The organism is uncultured Thiohalocapsa sp. (genome assembly GCF_913063425.1).
Lineage (GTDB): Bacteria > Pseudomonadota > Gammaproteobacteria > Chromatiales > Chromatiaceae > Thiohalocapsa.
Genome location: NZ_CAJXYK010000005.1, coordinates 48,818 through 75,619 on the forward strand (window position 1 = coordinate 48,818; position 26,802 = coordinate 75,619).

The window sequence follows — 26,802 nt, forward strand, 5'->3', positions numbered from 1 at the left end:
GAACCAGTGGTTCAGTGCGCTTGCGTCAATTGGCCGCGCGGGACTCGAGCCACGCCCGCACTTCAGCCGTGGCAGCGGCGGCGGCCTTGTCGCCTTTCATGACGGCCGTGAGCTCGCGCGACAACACATCCTGCAACTCCGGCCAGAAGGCCACACGTGCCCGATAGATCGAATCCTCGATAAGCTGCTCGTACATAGCGAGATACGGAAACTGCTCGAGCACGTCGGGATTGCGTACCTCACTCTTCCGGACGGGCGATCCGCCGCCAGCGACGACTCGTGCGTGCACATCCTTGCTGGCGGCCCATAGGACAAAGGCACTCGCCTGGTCGGGCATGTCGCTGTCAGCGGACAGCAGCAAACCGTATCCACCCATGTCCGGGGATGCCTTTCCGGACGCTCCGATGGGCGGATAGGCGAACGCGAGCGGTCCCGCCGTCTGGCATTCTTCTGCCAGAAGGTTGGCGGCCAACTCCACGTTCGACGTCGCATCCATCGCCGTGCGCCCGGAGCACATGGCGGCCGTTTCTTCCTCGTGGCCCCAGGTGAGGGCTCCTTTCGGCGCCGCATCGTCGTACAACTGCGCGTAGTAGGCCATCGCGGCCGCCGCAGGCGCATCGAAGGCGGGGAGGCCGGTGGCGCGGGCTTCGTCATCGGTGACGAAACCGAACAACACGCTGTACCATTCGTAGATGAGCCAAGCCCCGGCGCGCGCCTGAAGGGACGAGCCGTACGCATCGACGCCGGCGGCGGAGAGGTCTTCCTGTACAGCTTGCGCAACTTGAAGGTACTGATCCCAGGTCCAGGTCGACTCAGGCGTTTCGCCCGGCAAGTCAAGGCCGAGCTTGTCAACCACGGCTTGGATCATGGTGGGGCGATAGGTCATCATGTGCGTATTGCTCATGAAGGGCATGCCATAACGCGTGCCGCCTTTGGGGTAGTGCCCGAGATAATCGTCCAGCGCCGGCAACAAGTCCTCGAAGTCATATTCGCCGGGGAGCCAGGCGGTTTCATCGACTTCCTGCAAATACCCGCGTTCGGCAAAGGACGGGATCCAGATGCAATCGGCCATCACAACATCGTAAGTGCCGCTTCTGGCGTAGAATTGCTGCTCGACTTTGGTTTTGAGGTCGGCGTACGGCAGGACGTCGTACTCGACCTTGACACCCGTCTCCTCCTCGAATTCCGGAATCAGCTCGATCAGTGCGTCACTCGACGGAGCTTGAAAAAGTGCGACGGAGAGCGTGTTCCTGTCGCCTTCGCCGCAGGCGACTAGAGCCCCCGCAAGGCCGATCACAACAAGTACGCGTCGCAGCGCTATGACGGCGCGAGCTTGGTTTATCACTGGCTTGATCTCCTCCGAATCGTGAAACAACGCGTAGCTGGCGCGGCGCAAGGAATGCCTGGTCGGACTGGCTGGCGGCGGTAGGCCGGTCGGCAGGGCCAAGGCAAATCTGAGCGGAGCGTCAGGGACCGGCCTAGGTTACGGCAACCTGACTCCTTGTTGGCCCAGCGCAAGCCAAGTGTACCGCAGCAGCGTGCTCGTCGCCCCGGGCGTTGCCTGCCCGACGGAGAAATCCTGAGGGGGAGAGCTGTGATCCGGCCACCTCCCGGCCACCTCAAGGAAGGGAAGGCCGGCCAAGGTCGCCCTGGCATGGCGCGCCTGGGGCCTTATGCCTGGTGCGAAAACCCTACCTGGGATGCTTGTGGCCACGACGCAGTACCAGCAGCGCCGCGTGACCGACGAGCGCCAGTCGTACCTGCGGGTGCGCTACAGCAGCCCCGACCCGAAACGCGCCGCAACTGACCGTGGTTACATTGGATCTACCGGATCAGAATCTGCAACGCCTGGAGGTTGTCGCCCGGCGCCGGGGGATTGGTCCCGTCGCGGTTTCGGGGTGGTCATCGCAGGTTTGACGCCGCGTGCCCGGTGCTGAGCCGGGCACACAGCGGGCCGGCTGGAAGCCGGCGCCCCCAGGTGGGACCGGCCCGGCTTTGGGCGGTCGTGCGTGGTGGTTACAGCCCGCGGCTCAATCGGGGTCGGGCTTGGCTGGGCGCGCTGCGCGCCGCGATGGCGACGGCCCGTAAGCGTCACTGGATGCGGATGAGCGCGTTGTGGCGAGACACAAAAAAGGGTCCGCGGAGCGGACCCTTGGAATGGGGTCTCGGGCCTGAGGCATCCGTCAGCGCTTGGCTGTCGCACCCGCGCCTCGTCATGGGCGCCCCGTCAATGAGCGCCCGCGCCTGATCAGCGGCGCCTGATCACCGGCGCCCGATCACCAGCCACCGGGCGCTCAGTCCGGCCAGATACGCGGGAAGCGCTGGTAGCTGTCGTCGCGCTCAGGGGCAAGGGCGGGACCGGCGGGAGTGCCGGGCTTGGCGGCGCTGCGCCGGCGGCCGCTCATGCCGCTCCGGCGGGTGCTGGTGCTGGTGCTGCCGGCGGTGGACCCGCTGGCGGGGGTGGCCTTTTCTTCGCTCATGGGACTGGATCCTCTTGTCGATCAGCCGAGTCGGCCGGCCTGGTCGGTCAGCCTTTGGCAAAACCATCCACGCGCTCGGCGAAGGCTTCCGCCGCGGCGCTGATCTCACCACTGTCTTCATCCGCGAACAGGGTGAGGTTCACATAGGTCCGCCCGAAGCTCTGGTTCGGGTAGATGCCGGTCTGCTCCGAGAGGTCCGCCACCTGGTCCAGGAAGTCCCGCAGGCTGTCGTAGTCCGGGAACTCCAGGCGGCGCTCCAGGCGCAGCGGGCGCTGGCGCCGGCGCCAGCCGTGGGGCGGTGTCGGCGGACCGTCCGCGGGGGTTGGGCCCCCGCCGTCAGAAGTAGGCCCGGTCATCGCGACCTCCGTCGGGTGCAACACCGAGTGACTTGAGCCACGCGTCGATCTCGCCGGCGTGGTGCTGCTCCTCGCGCAGCAGGCCCTCGAAGAAGGCGGCGTTCTCGACATCGCCGATGCGCCGGCAGAACTCGGTGGCCTCATGGTAGAGGGCGACGATCTCGGCTTCCAGGGCCTGATCCTGCAGCAGCAGGTCCACCAGGTTCCGCGCCACCCCCGCCGGGCGCAGCTGCGAGGCGTTGGGGGCGACGCCGAGCCCCAGCATGCGCTTCACCAGCCGCTCGGCGTGCTGGAGCTCCTCGACCACCTCCCGGCGCAGGCGGTCCGCTGCGTCCTTGAGCCCCCAGGCGTCGGCGAGCCCGGCCTGGGTCATGTACTGCTGCACGGCAGAGTACTCCAGACTCAAGGCCCGGCCGAGGTAGCCGAGGGTGCGGGGGTGGATGGTGGCGGTGCGCATAGCGGGCTTTGCGAGTATCGCGTGCCGAGGCGCGAGGCGCAGCGTCGGGGCCGCCTCGCGACGCCTTTCTCGTGACTCGTTACTCGTCCCTCGTCACTCCTCAGTCAGGCGTGTTCTCGCCCTTCGGCAGCACCGGCTCCACCTCGCGGTGCGGGCGGGCGATGATGTGCGCGGCCACGAGACCGTCGCCGACGCGCTCACAGGCGTCAGCACCCGCACGCACCGCGGCGTTGACGGCGCCGGTCTCGCCGCGCACCAGCACGGTCACATAGCCGCCGCCGACGAACTCGCGGCCGATGAGGCGCACTTCCGCTGCCTTGGTCATGGCGTCCGCCGCCTCGATGGCCGGCACCAGGCCGCGGGTTTCGATCATGCCGAGGGCGATGCCCATGGTCTCGTTTGCCATTAGTCTGCTCTCCGTTGGGTTTGTGCGCCGGGCGTCAGCGGCCCGGTTCGCGTGTTCTTGAAGCTTGTGTCGACCGCGGGCATCAAAGCCGCGTTACGGGCTCGCGTGCGTCGCCCCGGGGCGGCGGCTGCCGCCCGGTCGGCGGTTACTCGCCGCTGCCGCCCTTGGGCAGCACCGGCTCCACCTCGCGATGCGGGCGAGCGATGATGTGCGCGGCCACCAGGCCGTCGCCGACGCGCTCGCAGGCGTCGGCGCCGGCACGCACCGCGGCGTTGACGGCGCCGGTCTCGCCGCGCACCAGCACGGTCACATAACCGCCGCCGACGAACTCACGACCGATGAGGCGCACCTCGGCCGCCTTGGTCATGGCGTCCGCCGCCTCGATGGCCGGCACCAGGCCGCGGGTCTCGATCATTCCGAGGGCAATGCCCATGGTCTCGCTCGCCATTGTCTGTCTCCGTCTGTGTCAGCTCGTTAAACCTGCCTAGCGGGTTCCCGGCGGCCGTCGGCCGGCCGGGAGGGATTCTGTTGTTGTCGGCTCAGCGCCCCGGCCGTCCGGGTGCGAAGGACGTGCCCGTGCCGGCCAGGAGCGGCTCCAGCTCCGAGTGCGGGCGGGCGATGATGTGCGCGGCCACCAGGCCGTCGCCGACGCGCTCGCAGGCGTCGGCGCCGGCGCGCACCGCGGCGTTGACGGCGCCGGTCTCGCCGCGCACCCGCACGGTCACATAGCCGCCGCCGACCCATTCGCGGCCGGTGAGGGTGACCTCCGCCGCCTTGGTCATGGCGTCTGCCGCCTCGATGGCGGGCACGAGACCGCGGGTCTCGATCATGCCCAGTGCAATACCGAACGGCCGCTCGGCCATGTGCTTACCCTCAAAAGCGGCCCTTGCTCGGGCCTGGTCTGACGCCGGCGCCCTCAGGCCGCCTGCGCCCGGTTACCGTTGTTCTGCGCCGTCGTGGCGGAGGCGCTCGTGTTGTTGCTCGCGGTGGCCGGCTGCGGCTTGGCCACCGTCTCAGGCCCCCAGTTGTCGATGATTCCGCCGATGGTGAGGTCGGTCAGGATCTCGGCGTTGCCCATGGCGTAGCGCGCCGCGGAGCCGCTCGCCGTGAACACCCAGTTGCCGGGGCGCGTGCCCACGGGGTCTGTGGCCACCAGCAGCTTGCCCTTGCGGTCCTGCAGGATGCGCAGGGCGCAGTGCTCAAGCCCGGCCACGCGCTGGGTACAGTAGAGCGTGCCCACCACCTGGTTGATCTCCATCCGCGCCGCCTCCTCAGGTCTCTTCCGGCGGCGGCCAGTCGTCGATGATGCCGACGATGGTCAGGTCGCTCGGATACGCCTTGCTGCCGGCGGCCTCGCGGGCGGCGGAGCTGCCGACGCAGATGACCCAGTCGTCCGGCTTGCAGCCGATGGCGTCCACCGCCACCAGCTGGCTGCTGCCGTCCTGCACCACCTGCAGGTGCTTGTGCTCGAACTCCGGGATGCGGTAGGTCGAGACCAGCGGCTTGACGACACGACAGATCTTCATGGCTGCACCCTCAATGCGCCGCGGCCGCGGCCGGCGCCAGTGACGAGCCGACGATCTCGATGGGCGCCTGGGCGTCCACATCGCGCACCGCCCGCAGGCAGTGCAGCAGGCCGTCGTCGCAGAGCTTCGGGTAGCGGGCCTTGAGCGCCGCGGCCACCCGCTCGCAACGGTCCACCGCGCGCTCACGGGCGCCCGGCACCTGGCCGTGGTAGTCGAAGCGCACCACCAGCGGCACCGGCAGCTGGCGCGAGACGTTGAGGCCGGTGAAGATCTTGATGCCGACGTCCAGGTCCGCGGCGCCCTCCTCCACCGTGTCCAGGTAGGCGAAATAGGTCAGATTGCGCAGCTGAATCTCCTCGAAGCCGATGCCGGCACCGATGAAGCGCTCGGCATGGCCGATGTCGGCGTAGCCGCCCGCGTGATACTGGCGGACATAGTCGATCTGCGAGAGGTTCTGCTCGATGAGCCAGGCGATGAGCTCGGTCATGCCGGCCCAGGCGGCGCCGCCCGTCTCCGCAGCCGGCCGGCGGGCGCGTGGCCCTGCCGCCTTGCCGGGGGCGTGCGCCCGCACCAGCTCCAGGATGCGCCTGCGCGCCTCATCGGCGGCGAGGCCCTGGGTGATCTCGTAGACCTTGCCGGCGTCGAGCCATTCGTTGAGGTCGCAATAGCCGTCGGCGTCCGGTACGTGCACGCGGATGGCGTCGGTGTCCGTGTCCATGCCGATCAGCAGCAGGTCCACGGAGGCGCCGCAGCAGAAGCCGTTCTCCACCGCCTGGCGGAAGGCCTTGAGGCGCTCCCAGCCTTCGCGCGCCGCGGCCTCGTCGTCGGAGCCGTGCTTGGCGCAGCCCTGGTGGGCAGGATCGACGCTGCTGAAGTGATACAGCACCACCTTGAGATAGCGCGTCGGCTCGTCGGCGGTGTTCGGCACGCCCTCGCGAAAGCGCAGAAATTCGGTCTCGACCCACTTCTCGACGGTGTTCTCGATGTCGAACAGCGAGCCTGCGTAGGACTTGCGCCGCACCGCGCCGTAGGGCAGCCGCAGCACGTAGCTGATGGCGTGCGCGAGCCGGCCGTCGGCGCAGGGCGTGACGTCCATGAGATGGAAGCCGCACGCTTGCAGGAAGCCCTGGAAGTCAGCGCCGTCGCGCCCGGCCAGGGGGTCTTGGCTGTAGAACGCGTCGCTGAACCGGTGATAGGTCTCGAACACGCAGGCGGCGAAGAGTCGGCGCATGTCGAGCCCGGTGACCCAGGTGGCCTCCAGAATGTGCTGCGGCAGCGCGAAGCCAAGCTCATCGCGGGCGATGGCTTGGGCGCGGTCGATGAAGTCCGGCTCGCAGCGCTCGCTGGCGATGCGCTTCAGCACCGGCACGATGGCATCGAACGCCCCCTTGACCGACGACTCGTAGGCATACAGCCGCTCGTTGGCGGCGGCGTCCGTGAGCGGGTGCAGCCCGCTGTGGCCGAAGGCCGGGCTGCTGCTGCGAGCAGGACGCGCCGACTTACCGGCAGCCGGCCCAGGCCGAGTGCTCCGCGGCGCGGGCTTGCGCAGGGCAACGGCGGCGGCTGCAGGCTGCGGCTGCCGCGCCTTGGCGCGCTCCGCAGACGCCTGGCTCGCAGTCCGCTCTGCTCGCGTCGCCTGCGCCGCCAGTGCCCGCTGCGCAGTGCCCCGCGGCCGCGCTGCCGGTGCGGACGCCGTACCCGCGCCGAGCGCCGGCTCGGCGCCGGCCGGCCGCGCGGCTCGGCTCGCAGCCGGTGCTGCGCCGGACGCGGGCAGGTCCGTTCTGGACGGCAGCCCGCGACGGCGCGGCGATTGGATGGGACGGCGTGGCATGGTGGCTCTGCGGTTGCGTGGGTCGCGGTGTCGCTGTCGGTCAGGGGTCTAAACGCGTCTTCGTGGGCGCTTCGTGAAGTGGGCTCAGCCGCGGGCACCGCCCGAGTAGGTGATCAGCGCGCCGCGGTCGGTGGAGCCTGCGGCACCGGTCACCCGGCTTGTGGGCACCGGGCCTTCGTCATTGCGCTTGCGGTCCGTGGGCGGCATGGCGCTCATGGGACCGGGTCGGGTCGGGTTGCGCCGGCGGGCCGAGGTGCCCTCGGTGCCGGTGATGCGCTCGCCGCGGTCCCAATCGTCGCCGGTGATCTTGAGCCCCGCGCTCTGGCCCTCGCCGGTGATGCGCGAGCGCTCCGGTGCCGGGGACGCTTCCTCCCCGGGCGCCGCATCGGCGGCGGGCTGGGCGGCAGCGGCAGGCTGCATCTTGGTCAGCTCGGGCATGGGCCGGTTGAAGTCGAACCGCGCCTGCTCGGTGCCGGTGATCTTGCCGCTGGCCATGCCGAAGGGGCCGGTGATGTGCCGGTCGGACTCATAGACCGTGCCGGTCACCGCGCCGCCGCGCTGTTTCGCGGCAAAGGCTTCCTGCGCGGGCGAGGCGACACTGAAGCCCTGCCAGGGCACCGGCTGGGCCATGCCCTGCACACTGCCGGCGTCGATGGCACGCGGAAAGTCCGGCGCACTGGGGTCGGCCCCGCTGCCGCCGCAGGCCTCGGCCCACTGGTCCTTGCCGACGTAGGGGGTGCCGGTGAGGGGCTCGCAGGCGCCTTTGGCGGCGCCGGTCATGCCGCCGCCGAAGCTGCGACCACCGGCCCTGGGGCCGCTGATGCCGGGCTGAAGGCCCGTCATGGCCGGGCCTGGGGTCATCGCCAGCGGTCGGGTGCGGGCCTGGATCTCCTGCTGCTGCGGCGCCGGGCAGTAGTCCGCCGCCTGCTCCAGGCCGGCGTAGGGCGTGCCGGTGATGGCCTTGCAGGTGCCGGGCTCATCGCCGGTGACCTTGGCCGAGCGGCCGGTCTGGGTGCCGGAGACGAACTGGCCCTTGTTGGTGGCGGAGGCGCCGACCTTGGGCGGCTCGGGCCTGGCCTCGACGTTGCACCCCTGGTACTGCGCGAGATCCACGTATTCGTCGCCGGTGACGACGCGGCAGCTGCCGGGCTCGTCGCCGGTGACCTTGGCCGAGCGGCCGACCCGGGTGCCGCTGACACTGCCGCCCGAGAGGGTCGTGGACAGCCCCACCTTGGGCGGGACGATGTCGGTGCCGATGTCGGACGGCGCGGTGTACTGGGTGCCGGTGGGCTTGATCTCCGCGCCCAGCTCATCGCCGGTGACCTTGCCGGAGCGGCCCACCATGTTGCCGGAGACGGGCTTGCCGCCGTAGGTCTTGGCGGCGCCGATCTTGCGCGGGCCGGGGGCGGGGCGGGCGTCGCAGAAGGCCTCGTACTGGGTGGGCGACAGGTACTCGGTGCCGGTGATGTTCTTGCAGGTGCCGGGCTCGTCGCCGGTGACCCGCGGCGAGCGCCCGACCTCGTTGCCCGTGACACGCTGACCGTGGCCGGTGGGACTCTCGTGCACCTTGGGCACCGGGCCCACCGGGTCCGTCTGACAGAACTCGCGGAAGATGTCCGCGCCCATGTACTCGGTGCCGGTGACGGTGCGGCAGGTGCTGGGCTCGTCGCCGGTGGTGCTCCGGCTGCGGCCGACCTTGGTGCCGGTCACCAGCTGCCCCGTGGCCGTCTCGCTGACGGCCACCTTCCAGGGCTGGTCCGCCGCGCCCTGAAGGGCCTTGCGCTTGTTGGGGTGGACGCGGCCGACGGGCGGCGACTTGCGCTCGCCGGCACCGCCGTTGGTGCTGCGGGCGGCACGCACGCGCTGTGCCAGCTCGCGGCTGGTGAGCTTGGGGTTGGCCTGCCGCGCAAGGCTCGCCGTCGACTGCGCGCCCACCGCGGCGCCCTTGCCGCGGGTGGATTGCGCGGCGCGGCGCGCCAGGGCATGCATGCGGGCCGGGTTCTTAGCGCCGAGGGCGGCATCGGCGCGCTTGTTGCGCAGGCCGCCGTTCTTGCCGTTGCCGAAGCCGCCGGGCTTGGCCGGCGCGCCCGGCTGATGGGCGAACCGGCTCAGATCCGTCGCCGGGCGAGCAGCGGCCTGTCCGGCGTCCTTGCGCTCGCCCTTGCAGCCGCAACCGCAGCCGTCTGGCTTGGCGGCCGTCCCGGCGGGCTTTGCGGAGCCGCCCTTGATGCCGTCGTCGGCGGTGCGCACACGGTCGTGGCTGCGCTGCGCACGCCGGCCGTCCTGCGCCAGCGCGGCACGGCGCTTGCGCGCCAGCGCGCGGCTGGCGGCGCTCGGCGACTGCGGTGCACCTTGCAGGCGGGCCCGCGGCGCGGCGCTGGGCTGGGGCGCCTGCGGCGCTGACCAGGCAGCCGGCTTCGGCGCCGGGGCGGCCGGCGCTGCGGCAGCGCGGGGGGCAGGCGCCGCCGGCGCAGCCGCTGCCGGGCGGGCCGCCGTCGCGGCGCCGCGGGTGCGCTCCGGGGTGCTGGGGCGCACGCCCTGCTTGCCCTGGGTCGACATGGCCTTGCGGCGGGCCAGGGCCGCCTCGCGGCCGCTCGATTTCAGGTTCGCTTTGCTTGCCATGTAACTGTTCCCGGTGCCTGGTGCCGTGGGCGGTGTCGGTTGCTGTGTCGAAAGGCGCGCGCGGGCCTTGGTGGCCTCGTGCCGGGCTGGCTGCGGCGCGCGGTGCCTTGCATCCTGCTCGCGGCAGCCCGGCTGCTGCTCGCGCGGGCTCGGCTCCTGCTCGCGGCGCGCTGGCTCCTGCTCGCGGCGCGCTGGTTCCTGCTCGCAGCGCGGGGGTCGAGCGGGCAGCACCGGGTAGTGCCCATGCTGCGCCGGCTCGCCGGCGGCGCCGGCCAGATGCACGAAGACCGAGAACGCGGTCATCGGCATCGGCGGCGGGTCGCGGTGCGCTCGACCGCCGGGTACCTCGGGCGCGGCCTGATGGCCGGATGGCTGCCCGGGTTGGCCGCGGCGGTCGGTGCCGGCCTCAGCCGCGGCCGTGGAAGACCACGAATGCGGAGCCCTGGCTCTGCGTGTAGTTGTCGTAGCCGGTCAGCTTCACGTGATGGTCCGGGTAGGCGCGATGGCAGGCCTCCAGCTCGGCCACCACGTCGCCCAGCTCCTGGGCGCCGAAGAAGGGCAGCTTCCACATGGTCCAGTAGTCGTCCATGGCCTGGCTGGGGTGGGTGTGCTCGATGGCCGGCGTCCAGCCCTGGGCCAGGATGTAGGCGATCTGGGTGTAGATCTCGTCCTGGCTCATGGGCGGAAGGAAACCGAAGGTCTCCAGGGTCCGCTTGGTCTGGTAATCACCCATGGTGTCTTGAAGAGGCATGGCGTAGCTCCTGCGTATTCGTTGGATCTGGCGTTCGGTTGGCGGCACCGCGGCCGGCCCGGCGGGGGTCGGGCGGCGCCGGAGATCGTCGGGGTCGGGTTACTTGACGTCGAGCTTGTCGACGGTCTCGAACTCGAACTTGATCTCCTTCCAGGTCTCCATCGCGATGGCCAGCTCGGGGCTGTGCCGTGCCGCCTCGCTCAGGATGTCGCGGGCCTCCTTCTCGATCTCGCGACCCTCGTTGCGGGCCTTGACCGAGGCCTCCAGCGCGACGCGGTTGGCGGCGGCGCCGGCGGCGTTGCCCCAGGGGTGGCCCTGGGTGCCGCCACCGAACTGGAGCATGGAGTCGTCGCCGAAAATCGTCACCAGCGCCGGCATGTGCCAGACGTGGATACCACCGGAGGCGACGGCGAAGACGCCGGGCATGGAGCCCCAGTCCTGGTCGAAGAAGACGCCGCGGGAGCGGTCTTCCGGCACGAAGGACTCGCGCAGCTGGTCCACGAAGCCCAGCGTGGAGGCGCGGTCGCCCTCCAGCTTGCCGACGACGGTGCCGGTGTGCAGGTGGTCGCCGCCGGACAGGCGCAGGCACTTGGCCAGCACGCGGAAGTGGATGCCGTGCTTGGGATGGCGGTCGATGACGGCGTGCATGGCACGGTGGATGTGCAGCAGCATGCCGTTCTCGCGGCACCAGTTGGCCAGGCCGGTGTTAGCGGTGAAGCCGCCGGTAAGGAAGTCGTGCATCATGATGGGCGAGCCGACTTCCTTGGCGAACTCGGCGCGCTTGTACATCTCTTCCGGCGTGGAGGCGGTGACGTTCAGGTAGTGGCCCTTGCGCTCCCCGGTCTCGGCCTGGGCCTTCTGGATGGCCTCGCCGACGAACTCGAAGCGGTCACGCCAGCGCATGAAGGGCTGGGAGTTGACGTTCTCGTCGTCCTTGGTCATGTCCAGGCCGCCGCGCAGGCACTCGTAGACGGCGCGGCCATAGTTCTTGGCGGACAGGCCGAGCTTCGGCTTGATGGTGGCGCCGAGCATCGGGCGACCGTACTTGTTCAGGCGGTCGCGCTCCAGCTGGATGCCGGCGGGCGGGCCGCCGCAGGTCTTGATGTAGGCGATGGGGAAGCGGATGTCTTCCAGACGCAGGTGCCGCAGGGCCTTGAAGCCGAACACGTTGCCGACCAGGGAGGTCAGCACGTTGACCACGGAGCCTTCCTCGAACAGGTCGATGGGGTAGGCGACGAAGGCGTAGAAGGACTCGTTGTCGCCGGGTACGTCTTCGATGCGGTAGGCGCGGCCCTTGTAATACTCCAGGTCGGTCAGCAGCTCGGACCAGACGGTGGACCAGGTGCCGGTGGAGGACTCGGCGGCCACGGCAGCGGCGACCTCTTCGCGCGGGACGCCCGGCTGGCCCGTCACTTTGAAGCAGGCCAGCAGGTCGGTGTCCAGCGGGACGTAGTCCGGCGTCCAGTACATGTCCCGGTATTCTTTGACACCGGCGTCGTATTTCTTCGCGCTCATGCTCAGCTCCCGTGGTTTGTTCTGCGTCTGCTTCGCCTGTCGAAGCTGTGGAAATTCCGGCCCGGAAAGATACGCCGAAGGGTCGTTAGAGCGAAATCGATTGTTTCAATCCGAGGCATGTGATGATGTCTATGGGTTGAGCTGCGGCACCCTCCGCACCGAAGCACCCGACCCAGCCCCCTATTCTCGCGCGGCGAGCAGGGAAAAAAAAAGGGCGAACGACTTGCGTCGTCCGCCCGCTGCATCATGCGGCCGGGTTTCCCCGGCGCGGCAGGGCGCTCGGGGTCAGGCGCCGTCAGAGACCAAGACTCGGATTCGCGGTCAGATCGTCCGTGATCAGCCACCGGTCCAGCTTGGTGCCGTCCTCGCGGTAGGCGACTTCCAGCGTGTGCTGGCCGGCTTCCAGATAGGTCTCCAGCGGCGCGTCGCCGGCGTCGGCGTCGTGCACCTGGTCCCAAGTCCAGTTCCGGCCGCGCTCGATGCCGTTCCAGCGCACCCAGTCGCCGCCGTCGATGCGCACCCAGAAGGAGTCGTCACCGCCGCTGGGGGCAATGACCCGTCCGAAGACGGTGTAGACCCCGGCCCGATCCACCTCGAAGGCATAGCTGGCCCGGCCCTTGTGGCTCCGGTGCGGCCTGCGGGTGCTGGTCTTGCCGCCCTTGATCTCCAGGTAGCGGCCACCGGCGGCATCAGGATCGGCATGCGTGCGCCACCAACGACCGAGCTCGCCGTCCTCGGCCTCCAGCGTCAGCGCGAAGGGGCCGGCGGGCGCTGAGCCGGCGTCCGCTGCCGCCGCTGCCGCCGCTGCCGGGGGCTGGACGTTCGGGTCCAGGCCAAGATCTGCGGTCAGCAGGATCTGGTCCAGCTTGGCGCCGTCCTCGCGGTAGGCGATCTCCAGGGTGTTGGCGCCCGCCGGCAGCGAGAGCAGCACCCCGCGGTTGCCGTCATCGTTGTCGTGCAGGCTGTCCCAGTGCCAGGTGTCGGCCCAGTCGATGCCGTTCCACTTCACCCAGTCGCCGCCGTTGACCCGCACCCAGAACGAGTCGTCGCGGTCGCCGGGGGTGATGACGCGGCCCCAGAGCCGATAGGTGCCGGGCGCGGTCACGTCGAAGTGGTAGCGGGCGATGCCCTTGTGGTCCTGCTTGCGGTACTTGTTGCGACCGCGCTCCACCGTCAGATAGGCGCCGTCAGAGGCGGCACCGTCGTGGTGGACCTCCCAGCGGCGGCCCAGCTCGCCGGCCTCCGCCTCCAGCAGGATGTCGCCCGAGACCACGGCGCCGGCACCCGCGAGCGCGGCGTCGTCCTGGTCCGGGCAGAAGGTCAGACCCGCCACCGAGCCGCTGCCCTCGAACCGCACCACCAGGCGCCGCACGTTCGCCGCATCCAGGCTCACCACCTGGAAGCTGTTGTTGCCGGCATCGGCAATGGGTGCGCGGGCGATCTCGTTGCCGGCGGCGTCCAGGGCCAGCACGAAGCCGTCCGTCTCGCCGCGGTCCACATCCAGGATCTCCACGGCGCTCAGGCGCACCGGCGCGTCGAAGTCGAAGGTGATGACACCGCCGCGCAGGTCGTCCGGGTCGCTGGCATCACCGTCCTCGGAGACGATCAGTACCTTGCCGAGCGCCCGGGTGTTGCTGGCCCCGCCGTCGCCACGGCCTGGGCCGCCGAACCGCTCGTTGGGCGTGCCGAGGTCCCAGTCGCCGCCGGTGGGGTCCGCGGTGTCGAAGATCATCGGGACACGTGTCCGTCCGCGCTTGTCGGTGGCGCTGATGGTCACGCCGCTGGCGGCATAGGCTGTGCTCGCATCGGCGCCGGCACCGAGCACATTGCCCGTGGCGTCCACATCGAAGTCGATGCGCGGGATGCAGACCTGCGGATCGGGCTCGGGCGTCGGCTCCGGCGCCGGGCAGTCCTGCGGGGGCTGCGGACAGAAGTCCAGGGAGCCCACCGCGCCACTGCCGCGGAAGTAGACTTCCAGCACCCGGACATTCTCCACATCCAGCGGCACTTGCTGATAGCTGTTGTCGCCGAGCCCGGCGAAGATCACCTCCGCGAGCAGGTTGCCGTCGGCGTCGTACGCCCTGGCCCAGCCCGGGATCTCCGATGCCTCCACATCCAGGATCTCGAGCGCCCCGACCCGAACCGGCTGGTCGAACTCGAAGTACAGCGTGCCGCGCACGATGTCGTCAGGGTCGCTGGCGTCGCCGTCTTCGGAGACGATCACGACATTGCCCAGGGCCTTGTCGTTGGTCATCCCGGCGCTGCCGCGGCCGGGGCCGCCGTACTGCTCGTTCGGCGTACCCAGATCCCAGTCGCCGCCGCTGGGGTCGCTGCTGTCGAAGATCATCGGCACCCGGGGGTTGCCTCTGCGGTCCTCCGCGCGGATGCGCAGCCCGAGTGCGGCGAAGGCGGCGCTCACGTCAGCGCCCTTCGCCAGCGGGTTACCGGTGCCGTCCACGGAGAAGTCGATGCCGTCGGCGCAGGGGCCGCTGTCCACCGGGCATTGCGTCGAGCAGCTGTCCTCGGTGGTGTACGCGATATAGCCCTGCTTCTTCTTGCCGGTGGAGGCGGTGTCGCCACCGTTGACGTTGAGGTGGATCTCGATCTTGTCGTAGCTGCCCGCGGCGAGGTCGAAGGACGCCTCGTAGCCGCGCAGCGCGCCGTTCTCGTACACCCACGCGAAGCTCGCCGAGCTGCCGTCCACCAGGGTGCTGTTGGAGAGGTCGTAGACCTTGACCCAGGCGTCCTGCGCGGACCGGCTCACCGCATTGCCGGGTGTGGCCAGCACCAGCACGTTGAGGGTGCCCTCGCTCCAGCGCAGATAGGCATTCGCGAGGTGGTCCTTGCCCGGATTGCCGGCCTCGTAGAGCTTGGCGAAGAAGTCACCGCTGAGGTCCCAGTCGCCGCTGTCACCGTCGATGCTCGGCACCGGGCACACTTCCGGCTCGGGCTCGGGCTCGGGCTCGGGCTCGCTCCGCACCAGGCCGCAGTCCACGGTGGGCAGGATCTCGCCGTCGCCGAGGTTGTAGCTGCCCATCTCGCCTGTGGCGGGGTCGGCATTGCTGTCGGTGTCATCGGCGCGCGCTTGCCCGAAGACCGGCGTGTAGTCATAACCGACCGGCGCGGTGCAGCTGACCTGGTACGGGATGCCCGGCAGCAGGTCGCGGAACCAGTATTCGCCATTGGCGTCGGTGGCGATGGTGAGGCTGTTGCCATCCGGGTCCGTGAGGGTGATCTCCACCCCGGCGATGCCTGGCTCGCCGCTGTCCTGGATACCGTCGCGGTTCAGGTCCTCGAAGGCCAGGTTGCCGAGGCTCGCCGGAATGGGGTCGGGCTGGCTCGCCGTATAGCGGCTCGGGTCCGTGTCGGTCACCTCCGGGCCGTCCACCGGGTCGTAGGCCGGGCGGGCAACGACGCTGCCGGTGTTGGCGTACAGCGTGGTGTCGGCGGTGCCGCTCAGCTCGCAGGTGCGGATCTCGTCCACCGCCAGGGCGTCGATGGTGCAGACGGGGCCCTCGATGTCGTCGCTCACGACAACGTTGACCAGGTCCACGTTGCCCGTGTTGGTGATGACATAGGTCCAGGTCACGGCGTCGCCGATGAGCAGCGTCGGGCCGGTGCCGGGCAGGTCCGCATCGAAGCCGTTGGTGGCCTTCTCCAGGTCGATGGCCGGGGCGGCCGGGATCACGATCCCGGCATCCCAGGTACGGTCCTCGGTGTTGGAGGGCAGCACGATGGTCTGGCTGCTGCGGCAGGCGCCGCTGCCGGTCACCGCGGGCTCCACGTCGCTGTCGCCCGCGTCGGCGCCGACGTTGGCACCGGTGCAGACATAGCCCTGGGGCGGCTCGATCTCGATGCAGTAGGTGCCGGGGTCGGTGTCGAACAGATAGAGCCCGCCGCCGCTGGTGAGCTGGGCGGCGCCGGTGTCGCCGTCGTCCGCGGTGTTGCAGAGACCGTCGGCGCCGGGCGTGAGCAGCTTCACCAGCACGTCGTCCACGCCGGTGCCGCACTCGGCGCCGGTATCGTCGCCGTTGGTCTCGCCGAGGATGCCGTCCTGGTCGGCGTCGGCGCAGTTCTGGCGGTCGTCGCGGTTGGTGTCCTCGAAGACCCGATCCCCGAGCCGGGCGGCGCAGTAGAGGCCGGCATCCCAGCCGAGGTCCGTCTCGTTCCAGCCGAGCGCGATGTTGCCGGTGAGGCCGGCGGCGTCCACGTCGCTGTCGAGCGCGTCGTCGCCGGCGTCCTGCGGGCTGAAGCGCGGCTCGCCCGCGGCGCAGAAGTCCGCCGGCGGGGTCACCTTCAGGCAATAGTCGCCGCCCAGCATGTTCTCGAACAGATACAGGCCGCCGGCGGTGTCCACGTCGGACAGGAAGTCGGCCTCCGTGGCCTCGCAGGCGCCGCCGTCGGCATTCTCGTACAGCGCCACGCTGCAGCCGTCGATGCCGGGCTCGTCCTGATCCTGGAGGCCGTTGGCGTTCAGGTCATGGAAGCAGGTGTCGCCGAGGGAGGCGTTGGGCTCGAAGATACCCGCATCCAGGCTGAGATCGGATTCCCGCGAGGCCACCGTGAAGCAGCCGGTGATGCCCGTGTTGCGGTCGGCGTCGCTGTCGAAGCCGTCGTCCGTGCCGCGGTCGGCGAGGGTGAAGACATAGCCCAGGTCCGCCAGCGCGGCAGGAATACTGAACCCCACCGCGTAGCTGCCGGGCGCCGCGAAGAATTCGTAGAAGCCGTCGGCATCGGTCTGGAGCGTCACGCCGGTGCTCGTGTCCGGGGTGCCTGCGACGCACGCGTACAGGGTCACCTCGGCGCCGGGCACGCCGGGCTCGGCGGCAGTATCCGCGTCCTGCAGACCGTCGATGCCGGCGGTGTCGTCCCAGAGCCGGTCGCCGATGCGCGCATCGCAGTAGACGCCGGCATCCCAGCGCAGGTCCGTGGTGTCCTCGGGCAGTGCGATGGTGCCGGTGATGCCCGTGTCCGGGTCCACGTCGCTGTCGCGGGCCTCGGCATCCGGTGCGCCGTCGTCGGCATCGCGCAGCGTGAACCGGGCCGTGCCGTGGTCGATACCGGTGGCCGGGTCCACGCAGAAGCCGGCGGGCGGTGTGAACCTGGCACAGTAGTCGCCGGCGAGCAGATCCCCGGTGAGGTATTCGCCGGCGGCGTCGATGTCATAGGTGCCCACGAGCTGCTCATCAACGGCGCCGCAGTTCTGATAGACCTCCACCGGCGCCGGATACAGGGTGCCGTCGATGCCGTCCTCACCGCCGTCCTGGATGCCGTTGCGGTTCACATCGTGGAAGAGCAGGTTGCCGAAGCGTGAGAAGAGCGGCTCCGGCTCGGGGAAGACGATGCCCGCGTCGATGCTCAGATCCTGCTCGTTGGAGGCGACATCGATGATGCAGCCGGTGGCGCCGGTGAGGCTGGCGTCGCTGTCGGCGGCATCACCGGCAGCGCTGACGTTGGCCACCGTGAAGCTGCTGTCGACGGGTGCCGTGAAGACCACCTCATAGCGGCCGGGCAGGACATCGAAGAAATAGCTGCCGTCGGCGTCGATGGTGGTGGTGCCCACCAGGGTGCCGCGGTTGCCGTCGGCGTCGCAGGCATAGAGCTCCACCGGCAGACCGGCGGGGTAGCTCGGGTCTGCGGTGCCATCGACGGCGGGCTCGCCGGTCTGGCTGCCGTCGCCGTCGGTGTCTTCGAACAACAGATCGCCGACGCGGGCTGAGCACACGACACCGGCGTCCCAGCCCATGTCCTGCTGCCCGTCCACGAGCGCGATGGGGCCGGTGCGGCCGTCCGCGTCCACGTCGCTGTCGAGCAGGTCGTCGCCGGCCTCGTCCTGGCCGGTGAAGGCCGCATCACCGAAGTCGCAGACGGCATCCGGGCGCGCGACCCGAACGCAGTAGTCGCCGGCCGAGAGCTGGCTGAACTGGTAGAAGCCCGCGGCGTCCGTGAGCGTGGTGCCGAGGCTCGCATCGTCACCGTTGCCGCAGACGCCATCGACGGCGTCGAACAGCGCCACCTCGACGTTGCCGATGCCGGCGGCGCATTCGCTGCCCGTGTCACCCGCATCGCCCACGATGCCGTTGAAGTTGGCGTCCATGCAGTCCTGCACACCATCGCCGTCCAGGTCCTCCCAGACACGGTCACCCAGGCTGCCGATGGCATCCGGCGTCGACAAGCCGTCGCCGGGGATGGCGAACAGGCTGCCCTTGATGCTGTCGCCGGCGAAATTCTCGGTGAAGGAGCCGCGGAAGCTGGACCCTTCGATCGTAAACCGCATGCCGATGTCCTTGCCGCTGAACAGCGACAGCAGCTCCCCGCCGGTGACGCGGAACCGGAAATCGAACGCATCCTGCGTTGCATCCACAAAGCCCATGGCGACGATCTCGCCTTCCAGCAGCACGCCCGCTTAGCCCTTCGTCGGGATGGTGCCGATCACACGCAGACTCGCGCCCGTCGGTGAGAGCCCGGCGCCCGGCAGCACAGCGCAGCTGGTGGGCGCCCCGGCATTCGGCGCACACCCAGCGGTGTCCACGACGAAATCGATCTCGATGGACCGCGGTGACGCGAAGTCCCAGAAGGTGTTGACGCCCTCCTCGAACTGGGTGGCAAAGCTGGCGGTGTTGACGGCGAAACGCTGCGATGCGGCGTTGTAAGTGACGGTGCCACTGGCGTCGGTGTCGATCACCGGGAGTTGCCGCAACGGCGAGATACCCAGCGCTTCACCCTGAGCCTGCGGCAGTGCCGCAACGAAAAGGGCCGCCAGCAGTGCGACCCTCGGAAACGTCCTTTGCATGTTCATGTGCGTGCTGTGCGTAGCGATGTTTGTTGAGACGGCCCTGGGCCGCGCTCCGGGCGCAGCCGTACTGACTCATCCCGATGCAGCCCTCATGCCGCTAGGACGGACGCCTAAAGCCCGGCCATGCCGGCACGCAGCCCACCCAGCGCACGGCACACACACTCATGCAACAGATCAGAAATTCTTTTGAAAGAATGGGTTATGGCAAGCCCGGCGGAGAGCGCCGCCGCAACCGGGTGCCTGCAATAAGGTGCTTTCCCAGCGAGATCTAAAGGGAAAGTCCTAGGCATCCTTATTGGTGGTGTCTAAGGCTCGGGGAAATCCGCGTCCGACGTCTGCGTCGGCTCACGGCGGGCCCAACCGGCACGCGACAGCGCCACAACGGTCCACGCGGCCTCGCGGTGTCGCAAAATGCGATGTACCTCGCAGATTGCAAACGCAGAGTATGCCAGCGACTTAACCGGCTGCGGGTCGAGGCGTGACAGTGAGCGCCGGGCTGCGGTGCGGTGGAGGCGACGACAGGAGTCGGCGCACCGCCGTGAGCTGGAGGTTGGCCCCAAACGCGTGCCACGCAGAAGCGCGAGCCACACGCCACCCTGCGGAGTGATGTCGTGTGCGTGGCGAGGGGGAGGGGAAGGCCGCCGACGGCGGTTGGAGGCGGCGCCCGCTGAGCGGCAGGCCGCCGCGTCGCTAGGGAGCAGACCCGAGCCGGCTCGGCAGCGTCCGGCGCCACCGACCGGCTGCGGCGGGGATGCAGGGCCGCCAGTCAGTCCGGGCCGGGGCCTGACGCCAGTGGGCGAGCAGCGACCTCAGCGCTGGTCAGCATCACCGTCACGCGAGGAGGGCAAGGCGCCACGAGGGCGCGACCGGGCGAGCCGCCCACGCGAGTGCAGCCACTGCAAGCCGATGAGACCGAGCCCCAGGAGCGCGATGGTCGCCGGCGACGGGGCGTAGGCATCCAGATTCGCGCTCGCGTCGAAAAAGCTGTCGCCGTCGGCCCAGGCGGTGTCGCTGAAGCCACTGACGGGCATGACGATCTGGCCGCTCCTGCCGACATTCCAGCCGAGCTCTTCGGCGACGTCGCTCGCCGTGTTGCCGAGCCGAAAGTAAAAGGACGAAGAGCCCGGCGTCGGGTCCCCCGCGAAGTCGAAGATCTCGCCACCGAGCAGCAGCGTGCTCCCCGGGATGCCCAAAATCGCTGAGGTGGTGTTGTTGATGATCTGTACCTGACCGCCGAGGAGCGTGGAGCCGTCGTCGGCAAAGGTCGCTGTCAGCGACAAGTCCAGGGAGGTAAACAAATCCGTGGTGTCGCTTGGCCCCGTGGCGCGCAGGGTACCTGTGGTCGTCCCCGTGTCGAGCACCGACATCCCGAAGGTGCTGCCGCCGTCGTCGGTGTCGTAAGTCAGCTGAAGATTGTTCACGAACAGATCGGGGTACAGCCGATCGAGCGTGAAATCCGTGCTGAAGACCGCGTGTGCGGGCCCCGCCAGCAGCCACAGCAACCCAGCCGCCATGCAGCCGCCGGCTTTGCTCCATGCAGATCCATCAGGGTTCATCGTCGTCGGTGCTCCTTAAAGGCAGTGGAAGGTCTTGCGGGCTCTGCTGACCTGCGCTGGGGCGCGAGTCGAGGCGCTGGTCCCAACCCGTGGCGGTCGGCCACGCGAGCTTCTGTCAGGCACACATCGCACCAGCTCTCATAACCATCTGATAAAAATCTTTTTATTGGCTCACTGCCGACTGCTTCTGCGAGCCACTTTCCGTGCCTGTAAAAAATCCTGACAGCGCTGATGGACTGCGCGCGGGCGCACGCGCTCCGCGCCAAATCACACAACGCTTTGTTTTTCAAGACTCTGTCGCGCACAGAAATGCACTGACCACGGCATAAGGTCTATCTTCTCCAGCGCATCAGGCTTACGCGGCCTGTAAAGCCCCTGCAACACCGATGCGCACACCCGGTGCCGCCCGCGCCATCCCGCCTTTAACCGAACCGCAATCCCATCGACACGGTAGGGCAATAGTGCCCGCGTAGTCTTGCGCTCGCCATGCCCACCCCCTTTGCGCCCGCCGCCATGCGGGGGTGGCGCGATTGCCTGTTGCCACTCCCTTTCGTTATCGAACGGAGCCAGCCATGCCCGTCAAAAACCGTCTGCAGATCGCCATCGCCGGCGCCCTCGCGCTCAGCGCAGGCACCACCACCGCCGGAACGCTTTACCCCGAAGAAGTGCCGGCCCCGGCCCCGTCCGTCGCAACGCCGCCGGACCCGGCCACCGAGAAGCACGAGGTGCTGTCCTCGCAGTCCGCGCTGATCAAGGGCTTCACCGAGCAGACCGGCTTCACCACGCTGCTGCGCAGCGGTGACACCCTGCCGCTGTTGGTGGGCGACACGCCGTCGGCAACCGACGAGGAGCGCTTCGGCAAGCTCTACATGGAAGACGGCACGGCGCTGGTGAACGAGGCCGGCGCCAGCTGCGTCAACGACGGCGAGCACTGTGACGCCGCCAGCTGCGACGTGAACGGCCTCAACTGCGACGACGCCATTTCCAACTCCAACGACTTCAACTCCTTCCTGACCGCGGGCGACGACATCTATCTGGTCTCCCACTTCGAGACCCGCCCGGGCGCCATGTACCTCACCAAGCTCCAGCAGGAGAGCGACGGCGAGCTGACCCCGCTGGCCACGCGCCTCATCGACTTCTCCGGCGTCTACGGCGGCTGGGTGCACTGCGCCGGCACCGTGTCGCCCTGGGGCACGCACCTGGGCTCTGAAGAGTACGAGCCGGACGCACGCGGCTGGGTGGACGCCGGCGTCGGCATCGGCGGCTACAACTCCGCCATGGCCGCGTACTACGACAGCACCGGCTGGACCTTCAACAACAACAACCCGTCCGGGGACGATGCCGTCGCGCAGACGGAAATGAACCCGTACCGCTACGGCTATCCGGTGGAAGTCGCGGTGAATGCCGACGGCTCCACGGATGTCACCAAGCACTTCGCAATGGGCCGCACCGCCAACGAGCTGTCCATCGTGATGCCCGACAACAAGACCGTCTACATCACCGACGACGGCACCAACACCATGCTGGTGATGTTCGTCGCGGACACCGCCGGGGACCTCAGCGCCGGCACCCTGTACGCCGGCATCTGGAACCAGATGGCCGACACGCCCGAGGGCGGCCGCGCCTGGCTCAGCTGGATCAATCTGGGCCACGCCACAGCGGCCGAGGTCGAGGCCTTCGTCGACGACGCCTATGACACCACCAACAACAAGTGGGAGGTCGAGTTCGACGAGCTGTTCGACTACGCCGACCCGAACCAGGACGGCAGCTGCCCGGCCACCCCGGCGGGCCTCGTCTCCGTGAACAGCGGCCACGGCGGCCCCTACCAGGAGTGCCTGAAGATTAAGGACACCCTGCCCACCGGCATGACCGAGGAAATCCTCGCGCGCCTGGAGACGCGCCGCTACGCCGCACTGAAGGGTGCCACCACGGAGTTCCGCAAGGTTGAGGGTGCGAGCTTCGACCCGGCCCGGCGCGTCATGTACATGGCCATCAGCGATGTCGGCAGTGGTATGACCAACGGGCATCCCACCTACGACGCGGGCGGCAACAACCACGTGCGCCTGGCCGCCAACAAGTGCGGCGCCATCTATGAGCTGCGCATGTTCGCGGGCGGCATGGACACCGACGGCAACCCGATCAACAGCGGCTACGTCGCGCGTCTGATGACCGGCATCCTCGCCGGCGAGCAGGTCGCCACCAGCGGCGACAACCAGTGCAGCCTGGAGGGCATCGGCAACCCGGACAACATCACCTTCCTGCCGGGCTACAACCTGCTGGTCATCGGCGAGGACGCCGGCAACAGCGTGCACCAGATCGACCTGGTCTGGGCCTACGACCTGCGCAGCAAGGAGCTGACCCGCATCCAGACCACGCCCTTCGGCTCCGAGACCACCTCGGTCTACTGGTACCCGAACCTGAACGGCTGGGGCTACCTGATGAGCGTCGTCCAGCACCCCTACGGCGAGTCCGACCAGGACGAGCAGGTGAACGCGCCGGAAGGCGACGACGCGAAGTACGGCTACGTCGGCTACTTCAAGTTCCCGGCCCTCGACTGAGCCGCGAGCGGCGCACGGGCGCAGGGAGGCGCCCTGAGCCGGCCCACTTCAACACCGCACCGCGCGTGCCCCCGCATGAGCGCTGCGCGGTAAACCGCCCCAGAACACTTCGAGCCTTGGATTTCAGGAGCCCCTGCCATGACCCTCACCTTCGAGCCCCTCCGGCGCGCGGCTGCACCGGCGGCCCTCGCCGGCGCGCTGCTGGCGCTGCCCGGCCTCGCCAGCGCCGGCGCCATCACCAGCGCGACGGCCAATGCCCTGTTCAGCGTCTTCGGCCTGCCCACCGGCGTGACGGCCGAGTACCAGTTCGCCGCGGCCCAGACCAACAGCAGCACCACGGCCGGCGGCAACGCGGTGGCCTCCACCCTGCAGACGCCGAGCGCGGATCTGACCCAGAACCTGGCGCTGAACCCCTTCGTGGAGCAGGACAGCCAGAGCGAGGCCATGGCCTACAAGAACACCGCTGCCAAGGATGCGGGCAGCGACGCCGCGGCCTTCCTGTCCAACGAGGGCACGATTCTCTTCGCCAACACCACCGGCGCACCCGTCGATGTGACGCTGAACTGGCAGTACTTCCTGAACGTGTCGCAGACCGTGACCGGCCTCCACAGCTTCGCGGACGCCTATGCGCGGGCGGAAGTGTTGATCTCGGACTTCTCGTCCGGCCTCCTCATCCAGGACACCGCCGAAGTGGAGTACCCCGGTGCGGGCATCCTCAAGGTGGAGGATATGGGCTCGGCGCTGCTCAGCGTGCCCGCCGGCGGCATGAGCATGGTCAGCGTCCAGCTCAACACCCAGACCAACGCGGAGTATGTGCCGTTGCCCGCCACCACCGCGCTGCTGGCGCTGGGGCTGTTCGGGCTGCGCAGCGTGCGCCGTCGGATCGCCTGAGAGGTTGTGAGCCCTGGGTGTCGGGTGACGCTGCCGCTGACCCGACCTCCCGTCGGCGCGACCACCCGGGGCGAAACCGATACCGCACCAGTCTCTTGGAGGTGCAGCGCTGCCGCAGTCAGCGCTGACACCGGCAGGCGCTCGCAAGGGCGCCTTCTTTTTTTGGGACCTGGGCTCAGTGGATCTCAGGCCGCCCGCGACGCCTGGATCATCTCGTAAGCCTGGCGGATCTCGTGGGTCTTCTGGCTTGCGAGCCGGATCATGTCCTCCGGCAGGCCCTTGGAGACCAGCTTGTCCGGATGGTGCTGGCTCAGCAGCTTGCGGTAGGCCCGCTTGATGACTTCGTCCGGGTCCTTGGGCTGCACGCCCAGCAGCGCATATGCGTCCTTCAACGACGGGCCCGTGCTCGGCGCGCGGCGCCCCGCGCCACCCGGGCCGGACGACCGCCCTGCACCCTGCTCCCAGCCGGCGCCCGCGCGACCGGCGGCGAAACGCTGCTGCATGCGGATCAGGTTCTCCAGCTGCCGGAACAGCATCGGCGACACGCCGAGCCCGGCGCGGATGCGCTCCAGCACCTGGCGCTTGGCGACGGAGGGCTCGCCGTCTGCATAGGCGGCCTTGAGCTGCACCTCCAGGAAGAGCTGGATCAGCAGCCGCCGGCCCATGCACTCGCGCCGGAAGCGCCCGATGACGCCGTCGAGGTCGAACCCCGGCTGCTTACCCTCGCGGAACAGGGCGATGGCGGCGCTGCGGCGCTCGCCCGCGAGCTGGAGCCGGGACATCACCGTCTCGGCGAGCGCGATCTCCCGCTCCGACACCCGCCCGTCGGCCTTGGCGATGTGCCCCATCACCGAGAAGGTGGCCGCGAAGAAGGCGCTCTCGATGCGCCGCCGATCACCGAAGGGCAGGCCATAGTCCGTGGCGAGCTTCTCCACGCCGCGATCCGCGCCATGCCCCAGTGCGGCGCCGACAACGGCGCCGATGGGCCCGCCGGCGGCGAAGCCCAGCAGGCCGCCGACGACCTTCCCGAACCAGCTCACGTCACTTGCCTTTCAGGTACTGCTCATCCGAGAAGGAGTAAACCCATTCCGGCCGAAAGGCAACGAGGATCACCATGATCCAGCCGTTCAGCATGGCCTCCGGCAGGAACATCAGCGGAAAGAAGGGCAGCACCGTCTGGCTCAGCTCGGCGAAGGTGTAGGCCCCGCTGCCCACCAGCAGCCAGGCCGCCATGTAGCCCATGGCAACTCCCACCAGCCCGGCGGTGAGGAAGCCGTTGACCAGAACGTACACGAAGAACTGCTTCGGCAGATAGTGGCGGATCAGCACCAGCGCGATCTGTGTCAGGGTGATGGGCAGCAGGCCGCTCACCAGGGCGTTGAGCGCGAAGCCGTCCCAGGCCATGCCGCTGTTGATGTAGACGCCGAGCAGCGCCAGCGATGCGGCGATGACCGCGAAGGACCAGCTGAAGATCAGCGTCACCGCCGTCAGCCCGAGCAGATGGTAGTCGAGCCCCGGCTGCACCTGCGTGTCCATCTGCCACAGAAACATGAGCAGCACCGTGGCGCCGAAGAACACATGCGTGAGCCGCGCCGCCAGCAACCGCCGCCAGGGCGCGAGCCACAGCGCCAGCGCCAGGCACAGCAGATAGAGGACGAGCGCGGCCCAGGTGGCGGCGGGCGTGAAGAGCGCGGGGTCGAGCGTCATGGGGCTGAGAGCGCGGGGCGCCGGCTTGCAATCCTGCCATCGAACATCGGGATCGGAAGTCTTAACACAAACACCAAGCCGCCGTCGCACGGCCACCGCCACACGGCCACCGCCGCACGCAATCCCAGAAAAACGGGGACGGTATATTGAATTGACGCTTTGACGCCAACGCGCATGCAGACCTCTCCCAGAGACCGTCGGCCCCTTGGTCCGCGCCCGCGCCGCGCGCAAATGGAGGCAGCGGGCTCGAGCACCGCGTCCCATAGGTCAGCAGAACAACCCACTGGAACCGCACATGCAATACCGACCCCTCGGCCGCACCGACATCAGCGTCAGCGCCATCTGCCTCGGCACCATGACCTTCGGCGAGCAGAACACCGCCGCCCAGGCGGCCGAACAGCTCGACCGCGCCGTCGCCGCCGGCATCAACTTCATCGACACCGCCGAGATGTATCCGGTGCCACCCAAGGCGGAGACCATGGGCCGCACCGAGGACTACATCGGCCGCTGGCTCGCCGCACGCGGCGGCCGGGACAAGCTCGTCATCGCAAGCAAGGTCGCCGGCCCCGGCGACTGGCTGCCCTACATCCGCGGCGGCACCAACCGGCTGGACCGGCCCAACATCGCTCAGGCGCTGGAGGACAGCCTGCGCCGGCTCGGCACCGACTACCTCGACCTCTACCAGCTGCACTGGCCGGACCGCCAGACCAACTTCTTCGGCAAGCTCGGCTACGAGCATCCCGCGGAGGACACCAGCGTGCCGCTGCTGGAGACATTGGAGGTGCTGGGCGATCTGGTGCAGTCCGGCAAGGTGCGCCATGTCGGCCTCTCCAACGAGACCCCCTGGGGCACCATGCGCTTTCTGGAGCTGGCCGAGCAGCACGGCCTGCCGCGCATGGTCAGCATCCAGAACCCGTACAACCTGCTGAACCGCAGCTTCGAGATCGGCCTGGCGGAGGTGGCCATCCGCGAGCAGTGCGGGCTGCTGGCCTACTCCCCCATGGCCTTCGGCGCCCTGAGCGGGAAGTACCTGGACGGCAAGCGCCCGCCGGACGGCCGGCTCACGCTGTTCTCACGCTTCAGCCGCTATTCCAACGAGCAAGCCGTCGCCGCCACGGCCGAGTATGTGGCCATCGCCCACAGGCACGGCCTCGACCCGGCACAGATGGCGCTCGCCTTCGTCACCAGCCGGCCCTTCGTCACGTCCAACATCATCGGCGCGACGACCATGGCACAGCTGGAGCAGAACCTCGGCAGCATGGACCTCAGGCTGTCGGACGAGGTGCTGGCGGACATCGAGGCGGTACACACGCGCCAGCCGAATCCGAGTCCCTGAGGCCAGGGCTGAGG

General features: G+C 69.1%; 21 protein-coding genes. 3 read left to right on the forward strand and 18 right to left on the reverse strand.

The features are described from left to right. Positions 1 to 25: 25 nt before the first annotated feature. From QZ607_RS03705 to QZ607_RS03780, 16 genes are all read right to left on the reverse strand, one after another. A complete protein-coding gene (locus QZ607_RS03705; protein WP_295879794.1) occupies positions 26 to 1,447 on the reverse strand; it encodes an extracellular solute-binding protein in 1,422 nt (473 codons plus the stop codon). An 847-nt stretch (positions 1,448 to 2,294) separates the two neighbouring features. After that, on the reverse strand, positions 2,295 to 2,480 hold the full coding sequence (locus QZ607_RS03710; protein WP_295879796.1) for a hypothetical protein: 186 nt from the start codon (positions 2,478 to 2,480) through the stop codon (positions 2,295 to 2,297). A 47-nt stretch (positions 2,481 to 2,527) separates the two neighbouring features. Next, entirely contained in the window at positions 2,528 to 2,836 is a 309-nt protein-coding gene (locus QZ607_RS03715; protein ID WP_295879799.1) for a 4a-hydroxytetrahydrobiopterin dehydratase, read from the reverse strand. Continuing rightward, positions 2,817 to 3,293 (reverse strand): ferritin-like domain-containing protein, encoded by a 477-nt coding sequence (locus QZ607_RS03720; protein ID WP_295879801.1) that lies wholly within the window; start codon positions 3,291 to 3,293, stop codon positions 2,817 to 2,819. Before QZ607_RS03720 ends, QZ607_RS03715 begins: the two co-directional genes overlap by 20 nt. Positions 3,294 to 3,393: 100 nt before the next feature. Then, complete coding sequence (locus tag QZ607_RS03725; protein ID WP_295541307.1) at positions 3,394 to 3,699, reverse strand: BMC domain-containing protein; 306 nt, start codon at positions 3,697 to 3,699, stop codon at positions 3,394 to 3,396. A gap of 145 nt (positions 3,700 to 3,844) precedes the next feature. Beyond that, the gene (locus QZ607_RS03730; RefSeq protein ID WP_295879803.1) at positions 3,845 to 4,147 is read right to left on the reverse strand and encodes a BMC domain-containing protein; all 303 of its coding nucleotides are present in this window, start codon (positions 4,145 to 4,147) and stop codon (positions 3,845 to 3,847) included. 91 nt (positions 4,148 to 4,238) lie between these two features. Next, positions 4,239 to 4,562 carry a BMC domain-containing protein gene (locus QZ607_RS03735; RefSeq protein ID WP_295879805.1) on the reverse strand — a complete coding sequence of 108 codons (324 nt, stop codon included), beginning with the start codon at positions 4,560 to 4,562 and terminating at the stop codon, positions 4,239 to 4,241. Between the two features lie 53 nt (positions 4,563 to 4,615). After that, positions 4,616 to 4,957 carry a carboxysome peptide B gene (locus QZ607_RS03740; protein WP_295879806.1) on the reverse strand — a complete coding sequence of 114 codons (342 nt, stop codon included), beginning with the start codon at positions 4,955 to 4,957 and terminating at the stop codon, positions 4,616 to 4,618. Positions 4,958 to 4,970: 13 nt separating this feature from the next. Further along, complete coding sequence (locus QZ607_RS03745) at positions 4,971 to 5,225, reverse strand: carboxysome peptide A (protein WP_295879809.1); 255 nt, start codon at positions 5,223 to 5,225, stop codon at positions 4,971 to 4,973. A gap of 10 nt (positions 5,226 to 5,235) precedes the next feature. Continuing rightward, complete coding sequence (locus tag QZ607_RS03750) at positions 5,236 to 7,056, reverse strand: carboxysome shell carbonic anhydrase (protein WP_295879811.1); 1,821 nt, start codon at positions 7,054 to 7,056, stop codon at positions 5,236 to 5,238. An 84-nt stretch (positions 7,057 to 7,140) separates the two neighbouring features. Beyond that, positions 7,141 to 9,987, reverse strand: coding sequence for a CsoS2 family carboxysome shell protein (locus QZ607_RS03755; protein ID WP_295879813.1), 2,847 nt, complete (start codon positions 9,985 to 9,987; stop codon positions 7,141 to 7,143). A gap of 97 nt (positions 9,988 to 10,084) precedes the next feature. Then, on the reverse strand, positions 10,085 to 10,429 hold the full coding sequence (locus QZ607_RS03760; RefSeq protein WP_295879817.1) for a ribulose bisphosphate carboxylase small subunit: 345 nt from the start codon (positions 10,427 to 10,429) through the stop codon (positions 10,085 to 10,087). Between the two features lie 99 nt (positions 10,430 to 10,528). After that, positions 10,529 to 11,944, reverse strand: coding sequence for a form I ribulose bisphosphate carboxylase large subunit (locus QZ607_RS03765; RefSeq protein WP_295879820.1), 1,416 nt, complete (start codon positions 11,942 to 11,944; stop codon positions 10,529 to 10,531). A 295-nt stretch (positions 11,945 to 12,239) separates the two neighbouring features. Beyond that, positions 12,240 to 18,344: an SdrD B-like domain-containing protein gene (locus tag QZ607_RS03770; protein ID WP_295879822.1), complete on the reverse strand. Its 6,105-nt coding sequence runs from the start codon at positions 18,342 to 18,344 to the stop codon at positions 12,240 to 12,242. Positions 18,345 to 18,350: 6 nt separating this feature from the next. Next, positions 18,351 to 18,743, reverse strand: coding sequence for a hypothetical protein (locus QZ607_RS03775; RefSeq protein WP_295879825.1), 393 nt, complete (start codon positions 18,741 to 18,743; stop codon positions 18,351 to 18,353). Positions 18,744 to 19,549: 806 nt separating this feature from the next. Continuing rightward, complete coding sequence (locus QZ607_RS03780; RefSeq protein ID WP_295879827.1) at positions 19,550 to 20,296, reverse strand: hypothetical protein; 747 nt, start codon at positions 20,294 to 20,296, stop codon at positions 19,550 to 19,552. Positions 20,297 to 20,868: 572 nt separating this feature from the next. On the opposite strand from QZ607_RS03780, the gene QZ607_RS03785 reads away from it, so the two are divergent. Next, positions 20,869 to 22,854, forward strand: a complete 1,986-nt coding sequence (locus QZ607_RS03785; RefSeq protein ID WP_295879829.1) for an alkaline phosphatase PhoX — start codon at positions 20,869 to 20,871, stop codon at positions 22,852 to 22,854. Positions 22,855 to 22,992: 138 nt separating this feature from the next. Continuing rightward, a complete protein-coding gene (locus QZ607_RS03790; protein ID WP_295879831.1) occupies positions 22,993 to 23,745 on the forward strand; it encodes a hypothetical protein in 753 nt (250 codons plus the stop codon). Between the two features lie 185 nt (positions 23,746 to 23,930). On the opposite strand, the gene djlA is transcribed toward QZ607_RS03790, so the two are convergent. Both djlA and QZ607_RS03800 read right to left on the reverse strand, forming a co-directional pair. After that, the gene (djlA, locus tag QZ607_RS03795) at positions 23,931 to 24,785 is read right to left on the reverse strand and encodes a co-chaperone DjlA (RefSeq protein WP_295879833.1); all 855 of its coding nucleotides are present in this window, start codon (positions 24,783 to 24,785) and stop codon (positions 23,931 to 23,933) included. A 1-nt stretch (position 24,786) separates the two neighbouring features. After that, positions 24,787 to 25,452 (reverse strand): energy-coupling factor ABC transporter permease, encoded by a 666-nt coding sequence (locus QZ607_RS03800; RefSeq protein WP_295879836.1) that lies wholly within the window; start codon positions 25,450 to 25,452, stop codon positions 24,787 to 24,789. 295 nt (positions 25,453 to 25,747) lie between these two features. Here QZ607_RS03800 and QZ607_RS03805 point away from each other — a divergent pair, with 295 nt between their 5' ends. Then, a complete protein-coding gene (locus QZ607_RS03805; protein ID WP_295879838.1) occupies positions 25,748 to 26,788 on the forward strand; it encodes an NADP(H)-dependent aldo-keto reductase in 1,041 nt (346 codons plus the stop codon). Positions 26,789 to 26,802 lie beyond the last annotated feature (14 nt).